The sequence below is a fragment of the Candidatus Symbiopectobacterium sp. NZEC135 genome, from assembly GCF_025962695.1.
In genome coordinates, this window is record NZ_JAGFPF010001562.1 from 1 (window position 1) to 508 (window position 508).

Sequence of the window (508 nt, forward strand, 5' to 3'; positions counted from 1 at the left end):
TGATAGCGCAGCAGCGCTTTATGCAAACGGCGCTGGCGATCGCCACGCGGCACCACCACTTCTTCACTGTGATAATCCACCTTGCTGAGCGGATTCTTACCGCTGTAATACATAGTGGTAGAGCTGGCGAGCGGTGAAGGATAGAAGTTTTGCACCTGATCCAGCCGGAAGCGGTTCTTTTTCAGCCACAGCGCCAGATTGACCATATCCTCATCGCGCGTGCCGGGGTGAGCGGAAATAAAGTACGGGATCAGATACTGCTCTTTTCCCGCCTGACGCGAGTAGGTATCAAACAGCTCTTTAAAACGGTGGTAGCTGCCCATGCCGGGCTTCATCATCTTCGATAATGGCCCTTGTTCCGTGTGCTCTGGCGCAATCTTCAAGTAGCCGCCCACGTGGTGCTCGGCCAATTCCTTGATATAGCGTGGATCTTCTACCGCCAGATCGTAGCGTACCCCAGAGGCAATCAGCACCTTCTTGATGCCCTTAAGGGCGCGGGCACGGCGAT

1 protein-coding gene is annotated in these 508 nt (G+C 54.9%); it reads right to left on the reverse strand.

The window, feature by feature from the left end; genetic code table 11:
- Nucleotides 1-508: DUF3362 domain-containing protein (locus J5224_RS35380; protein ID WP_264629434.1), on the reverse strand; the 508-nt coding region annotated here is incomplete at both ends.